Source organism: Azospirillum sp. OGB3 (assembly GCF_014192915.1).
GTDB lineage: Bacteria > Pseudomonadota > Alphaproteobacteria > Azospirillales > Azospirillaceae > Azospirillum.
In genome coordinates this window covers 21,439-27,812 of sequence record NZ_JACHYN010000034.1, presented here as the reverse complement: position 1 = coordinate 27,812, position 6,374 = coordinate 21,439, and the positions used below count along the sequence as shown (strand labels likewise).

The 6,374-nt window shown below is 66.9% G+C and carries 7 protein-coding genes; 4 read left to right on the top strand and 3 right to left on the bottom strand.

Going from position 1 to position 6,374, the window contains the following annotated elements; genetic code table 11:
- The first annotated feature begins 342 nt into the window (after window positions 1-342).
- Window positions 343-1,257 carry a lytic transglycosylase domain-containing protein gene (locus FHW79_RS31040; RefSeq protein WP_183182480.1) on the top strand — a complete coding sequence of 305 codons (915 nt, stop codon included), beginning with the start codon at window positions 343-345 and terminating at the stop codon, window positions 1,255-1,257.
- A 108-nt stretch (window positions 1,258-1,365) separates the two neighbouring features.
- On the opposite strand, the gene FHW79_RS31035 is transcribed toward FHW79_RS31040, so the two are convergent.
- The gene (locus tag FHW79_RS31035; RefSeq protein ID WP_183182479.1) at window positions 1,366-1,743 is read right to left on the bottom strand and encodes a hypothetical protein; all 378 of its coding nucleotides are present in this window, start codon (window positions 1,741-1,743) and stop codon (window positions 1,366-1,368) included.
- 262 nt (window positions 1,744-2,005) lie between these two features.
- Here FHW79_RS31035 and FHW79_RS31030 point away from each other — a divergent pair, with 262 nt between their 5' ends.
- Both FHW79_RS31030 and FHW79_RS31025 read left to right on the top strand, forming a co-directional pair.
- Complete coding sequence (locus FHW79_RS31030; protein WP_183182478.1) at window positions 2,006-2,419, top strand: hypothetical protein; 414 nt, start codon at window positions 2,006-2,008, stop codon at window positions 2,417-2,419.
- A 42-nt stretch (window positions 2,420-2,461) separates the two neighbouring features.
- Window positions 2,462-2,902 carry a hypothetical protein gene (locus tag FHW79_RS31025; RefSeq protein WP_183182477.1) on the top strand — a complete coding sequence of 147 codons (441 nt, stop codon included), beginning with the start codon at window positions 2,462-2,464 and terminating at the stop codon, window positions 2,900-2,902.
- A gap of 81 nt (window positions 2,903-2,983) precedes the next feature.
- On the opposite strand, the gene FHW79_RS31020 is transcribed toward FHW79_RS31025, so the two are convergent.
- Entirely contained in the window at window positions 2,984-5,044 is a 2,061-nt protein-coding gene (locus tag FHW79_RS31020; RefSeq protein WP_183182476.1) for a carbohydrate-binding domain-containing protein, read from the bottom strand.
- 405 nt (window positions 5,045-5,449) lie between these two features.
- On the opposite strand from FHW79_RS31020, the gene FHW79_RS31015 reads away from it, so the two are divergent.
- On the top strand, window positions 5,450-5,860 hold the full coding sequence (locus FHW79_RS31015; RefSeq protein WP_247884703.1) for a hypothetical protein: 411 nt from the start codon (window positions 5,450-5,452) through the stop codon (window positions 5,858-5,860).
- Between the two features lie 56 nt (window positions 5,861-5,916).
- Here the strand turns inward: FHW79_RS31015 and FHW79_RS31010 are convergent, their stop codons facing one another.
- The gene (locus FHW79_RS31010; RefSeq protein ID WP_348984324.1) at window positions 5,917-6,189 is read right to left on the bottom strand and encodes a hypothetical protein; all 273 of its coding nucleotides are present in this window, start codon (window positions 6,187-6,189) and stop codon (window positions 5,917-5,919) included.
- Window positions 6,190-6,374 lie beyond the last annotated feature (185 nt).

Here is a 6,374-nt window from a genome sequence, read left to right as displayed (position 1 = left end):
CGGCGCGTCGGGGCGCTTTATCTAGAAGATCCGAAGCGGTCTGTCAAGCCTTTGTTTTCACGCCGGCCGACTTTACTTCGTCTCGTCTTCGGCATTTCTGCCGATCCCTTGCCGCCGTCGCGCTTCTCAGCGGCCCCGGCGTCGTGGGAGCCGGGTTATAGGCGGGTTGGATTAGCCCGGCAAGTGCTTTTTTCATCGCTCCGTATTTTTTCTGAAACGCCAGCGTCACAAAGAACCATTGGTCACAGACAGGGCCATTCAGGATTTGAGGGAAATGTGCAATCTTGCCGTCCCGGTCCCCACCGGCTATCCGATCGATCGTCACAACAGGTGGACGGCACTGTGCGTTTCAGAAAATCGCTCCTGACGGCGGCCCTTCTGTCCGGCCTTCTCGCGGCGTGCGCCAGCGATCCGTCATCCTCCTCCCGCGACACCAACATCGACGCCCATATATCGGAGGCTTCGCGCCGCTTCGGAATGCCGGAGCAGTGGATTCGCGAGGTCATCCGCCAGGAGAGCGGCGGGCGCACCATGATGAACGGGCGCCCCATCACCAGCCACGCCGGCGCCATGGGCCTGATGCAGGTGATGCCGGTGACCTATTCGGAGATGCGCCGCAAGCACGGGCTGGGGTCCGACCCCTACCACCCGCGGGACAATATCCTGGCGGGCACCGCCTATCTCAGGGAGATGTACGACCTGTTCGGGTCGCCGGGCTTCCTCGGCGCCTACAATTGCGGGCCGGGCTGCTATGCCGACTATCTGGCCGGCAACCGCCGCCTGCCCGGCGAGACGCGGCGCTACATCGCGTCGGTGTCGCCGCGCCTGGAGGGTGGCGCCACCGGCGGAACGGTGGAGGTCGCCAGCCTGCCCGCCACGCAGCCTCCGCCCATTTCCGCCGCTCCGGCACCGGTTGTGCCGGTGACGCCGGTGCCGGCCCCGCCGGTCGCCCCCCTGCCCCCGCCGGTCATTGCGGCCACGCCGCTGCCGGTAAAGGTCGCCGCGGCGGGCGACTGGACCGTCCAGCTCGGCGCTTTCCGGTCGCCCGACGACAGCGCCCGCATCATCGACCGGGCGCGCCGCTCCATGCCGGGCACGTTGAGCCGGACGGAGCGGGTGGTGCAGACGGTGGATACCCAGAACGGGCCGCTCTACCGCGCCCGGCTCACCGGCCTGACGCAACAGGACGCGGCGCAGAGCTGCGCCGGCCTGACGGGCATGGGCATGGCCTGCTTCGTGGTGCCCCCGGGCGCGTAAGCGTCCGGCGTTGTCATGACAAGCGCGTCAGCGTCCGACGTCACTCCCAGGCGTCACTTTATAGATGCGCGGGCGCACAGCCGCGCATCACTGCGGATCTGCGTGGGATCAGATGTCGAGCGGCAGGGAATCGAGGTCCAGGCCCAAGCGGCGGACGATCTCCGCCGCCGTGTTCAGGTTGGTCTCGAATTTCCAGGTCTGGCCGTTGGGGCGGTATTCGTTGACGTTGGGGCGCCCGTTCGCGAAGCGGTAGGGCTGCACGCTGTACCAGCGGGCGTCGCTCATGCCGATCCCCTGCTCCGCGGCGTAGGATTCGGCAACCTGCGGCCACATGATGCCGCCGGGCTGGGTGGGCTGGTCGCTGTCCAGGAACGCGACGATGCGGACCCCGTTCAGTTCGAAGTCCACGCGCTGTTTCACACCACCGCCAGTGGAATTGTCGGGGACGGGCGCGGCCGAAGTCTGCGGCACTGTTACCTTTTCCATGACCTATAGCTCCGATTTGTCTGACAGCGTATAGGCAGTGGCGCACAGGAACCAGAGGCAAAATGCTCTCACCGGCCCCGCCGGCTTGCAAAAGCGGCGGCCGGGTCCCGCGTAAGGTGCCGGGGCGGCGATGCACACGGCTTTCGTCCTAACCTGCGATCGAAGAATTACCGCGGGCGGGCCATCGTTGGGGATTCCCACGGACCGTGCGATGCGCTAGATTCGGTTTAGGTTTTGTTCGCAGCCACCATCCCTGGTCAGAATGGCCCGCCTCATCGACCGTCCCGCCGAACATCAGGACCGTTCCATTCCCCCCGGCCCGGCCGCTCCGCGGTGCGAGCATTGCGGGCGTCCGCACGGCCATACGTTGCGCTGCCTGCCGGACGGCCGCTGGCTGTCACCCGACGGGATCTGGTTCAGCGACGAAGGCGATCCAGCCCCCTGGCCGGACGTGGTCGAGTATGCCGGGGTCCGGACCTCGCGCAGCATCGTCGGGGCGTACCGCCGCCGCGCCGCGGCGATCGAACGGTCCGCCGAGAAGGCGATGGAACGGCGGTGGCTCTGCCGGCGTTGTCACATGGTCACCGCGCGCGACGAGCATCGGCGCGTCACCCGGACCCGGTCCTTGATGCGCCTCGCGCTCGGCGACCTGTTCGAGGGAACCTACACCATCTGAAGGGCTGCTCGGCCCTTCCGGGGAAAGAAAGCCAGACATTCCATGCAGAACGGACATTCGACGCGCCGCGGGGCCGAGCCGCGGCGCACACTGGGGGACTCCGCCTCGCGCCCCGCGAGGCCGGTCGATCCGGTCGTGATGGCTCTGAACCTGCTGAACGGTCCCCGCACCCGGGCGGCGCTTCTGAAAGCCGTGGAGGAGCGAGTGAAGACGGACGCGGAGGAACGCCGCCGCTTCGCCGCCGCCGCCGGACGGGTGCAGGGCGCCACGGGTGAGCAGGCGCTGACCCTGGCGGTCGGCAATTATCTGCGCGACCTGTCCCGCCTTCCGGAAGCTGGACGCAGCGGGCCCTATCTGTGGCTGGCCGAGACGGTCGCCATCCTGGCCGGCGGCGGGCGTCCGGGGCAGCCGGCCGGCCTCTTCCGTGACCCGCGGGCCGAGGCCGAGGCGCTGTTCCGCCCGCGCGGAGCGGCCACGGCGTAACCGCAGCGCTGGAACACGGGAAAAGCCCGGCACCGGAGATCCTCCGATGCCGGGCGATTCCTCGACGGACCACGTGTGCGATCAGGCGATCGTGCCGTCGAACAAGGCCGGCTCGATGGCGTTCATCTTCGCCGTGTTCACCGCCCAGTCGTCGGTCATGATGCCGCCGGTGTCGCCCGAACCCGGGCTCCAGGCCCAGTAGGTGAAGCTGACGCCCTGGTCACCCGCCGCCAGATCGGACTTGCCGTCGCCGTTGTAGTCGCCGTCCATGTACTTGACCATGGCGTCGAGCCACTGCTTGTCCTGGCTGGTCTCAAGCTTGGTGCCGAACTCGCCGACCAGGACCGGCGCGATGTCCTTCTGGACGATCCAGCCCCAGGCGTCCGTCCAGATGTCCTTCATGTTGTTCGGATAGCTGGGGTCGTTGAACCAGCCGAAGCCGGCCATCGACGGCGGATAGTCGTGGACGGAATAGACCAGCTTGTTGTCGATGTTGAAGTCGACCGGGTCGGTCTTCACGCCGTCCAGATTGCCGCCCCACCAGTAGGTGCCCTCGGACGAGTTCTCGACGCCCTCGACGATCAGCAGCCAGTTCGGGTTGACCGACTGGACGGCGTTGCCGATGCGCTCCGCCGCGGCCTTCCAGTCCGTGGCCTGGTTGCCGTCACCCCAGGTGGCCTGGCCGTGCGGCTCGTTGTGCAGGTCGGCGGCGACGACCGACGGGTTGTCGGCGTAGCGCTGGGCCAGCATCTTCCAGTTCTCGATCATCTTCGATTCCGGATACTGGCTGGTGTACCAGAGCCCGTTCTCGTTGGCCGAGGCGCCGTCGCCGGAGCGGTGGTGGTCGAGGATGATCTTCATGCCGGTCTGATCGGCGTATTCGATGATCTTGTCGAACACCTCGAGGCTGGTCTTGCCCTGAAGCTCCGGGTTCTTCGAATAGTCGATGCCGGTCGGCATGCGGCCGTTGTCCAGCATGGCGTCCGACCAGGGCAGGCGGATGGTGTTGAACCCCTGGTCCTGCATCTGGTTCATGATGTTCTTGTAGCTGTCCTGCCACAGACCCTGCGGGGCGAAGGCGTAGCCCTCCGCGCCGAACCAGTTGACGCCAGTCAGCTTCACGTTGTTGCCGGCGCTGTCGACGATCTGGCTGCCCTCCGTGTGCAGATAGCCGCCGCTGGACCCGGCGCCGCTGTCGGTGGAGGGCGTCGTCACCGGGGCGGTCGGTGTCGTGCTCGGGGTCGTGGAGGGCGCGGAAGCGGAGCCGGAGGTGAACAGGCCCTTGTCGGCCTCCACCACCAGCGTGCCGTTCCACCACAGGTCGGCCTGCCCCTTGATGACGTCCTTGCCGTCGAGCGCGCCCTTGTCGTAGCTGACCGCGGAGTCGGTCGGGACGTATTCGTGGCCGTTGATGGTCACGCTGCCGACATGCAGGTTGCGGTCCTGGCCGTTCACCGTGGCGTCGTTGTCGTACTGGACCTGGATCTTGTGCGCTTGGCCGGCGGCAAGATCGGTCTTGAAGGAGAAGTCCTTCGATTCCGTGCCGGCCGTCCCCTCGCCGATCGCCTTGCCGTCCGCCAGCACCGTGAAGTGCGCGTTCTGGCCCGCCGCGGCAGTACCGCGGGCGTTGATGGTGATGGTCGAGGAGCCGGTGGCGGCGGAGGCGTCGCTGCCGCCCGTGGCGGCGCTGTCGGCCTCCGGCGCGGCGGGGGTGCTGCCGGAGGTGGCCGTGTCGGGCGTGGCGCCGTAGAGCGACGCCGGGGTGGAGAAGCTCAGCGCTCCATTCCACCACAGGCCTTCCTGGCCGGCCATGGTCCCGCCGGAGTCGTCGTGCCGCTCGTAGCTCGCGTCGGTCGGGCTGAGTGTGTGGCCGTTGATGACGATGGACTTGATGCCAAGGTCGCGGTTCGACCCGGCGTTCACATCGTCGTTGTCGTAGACAACCTGGACTTTGTGCGCCTGACCAGAGGAAACGTCAACGTCGAATGTATAGGCTTTCGGCTCGGCCGAGCCCACCGACGCCTGACCAACATCCTTGCCGTCGATCATCAGACGAAAGTGAGGATTCACAGCGTCCGAAGAGGTGCCATAGGCGTTCACGACGATTTTGGACTTGGTCAAACCAGTGGAGGTCGTCGCCATTTGTCTATTCCATTGCGGTTTCGATGGGCAGACGGTGGCTTCAGATAGTTAACGAGATACTAAAAATTCATTTAAAATGAATTAACCATTTGTGGCAAATAGGAGCGGCCGGCCGCGGGCATTGCCTGATGCGGCGGCGCAACAGCAGGCCAGCCCTGGGTTTGCGGGGGACGCGCCGGGGACACCGCCGCCGCCCTCGCGCAGGACCGTTCGGCGCCCGTGCCCCAGTCTGGTCACAGGCGTGAGGCCAACCGGTTCACATCCGGCCGGTTCACATCCGGGATGCTCCCATCGTCCCGGTGTGGACAGCGTGGTGCGAGCCGGCGCGGAGTCCGCCCTTCCGAAGTGTCAACCCGTGGGCGAAGCCGCGCGTGCTACACTGTGCGCCACGACGGATGGTGGATGATGACGGGCATGAGGATGGTGGCGGCGCTTTGGACGGCGGCTCTGGCGACAGCCTCGGCAACCGCGCTTGCCGGCGCGCCGGTTCAGGCGTCTCCGGCCCCCGCCGTGGGGCAGAGCGTGTCACTGGTGACCACCAGCGGATCGGCCACCTTCAAGCTGTGCCGCAATTGGGTCTTCACCCACACCTGCCGCGAGTACGGCAACGTGCCGGTGCCGGCGCGCATCGCGGCGGGCGATTCGTTTGAAATCACCTTCGGCAGCAACCCGAAGACGATGTGGTTCCGGGTCAAGGCCGTCCTGCTTCAGGACGGGCGCTGCCTGCTGATCCCCAAGCACGAGGACATGCCCGCCAAGGGCGAGGACGAGCCGGTGGACATGCTGATCGTGGACCCGTGCCGCGTCCTGCGCTGACGGTCCTGCGGTGAAGGCGCCCCCATCCGGGGCCCGCCTTCCGCAGGACAAGAGGCTCAGCGCAGCGGGATGTTCATCTGGACGCTGAGGCCCGGGGCGGGCGCGTAATAGACCGGCGGGGGTGGTGCGTAGACCACGCGCGGTGCCGGGGCGTAGTAGACGGGCGGCGGACGGCGCATCACCACGACCGGCGGAGGCGGCTCGTAGATCACCACGGGGCCGTGGCCATGGTGGTGGTGCTTGTGCTTGTGCTTGCGCCAATGCTTGTGGTCGTCGGCCAGCGCCGGGGTGGCCAGCGCGACGGTCAGCACCAGGCTTCCCAGCGCCACGCCCCAACCACGCCTGCCAATTCCACCATTGCCTGAATGGCCCGCGCCTGAGTGGACGGACATTCCCTGCATCCTTTTTCTGCGATCGGTTGACCCGATCCTAACAGCAGATCGTGTGCCCAAGCTCTGGCTCCAACCATCCGCGCTGGGACAAATTTCGGGCACCCCTTATTCCCCGAAGGTGG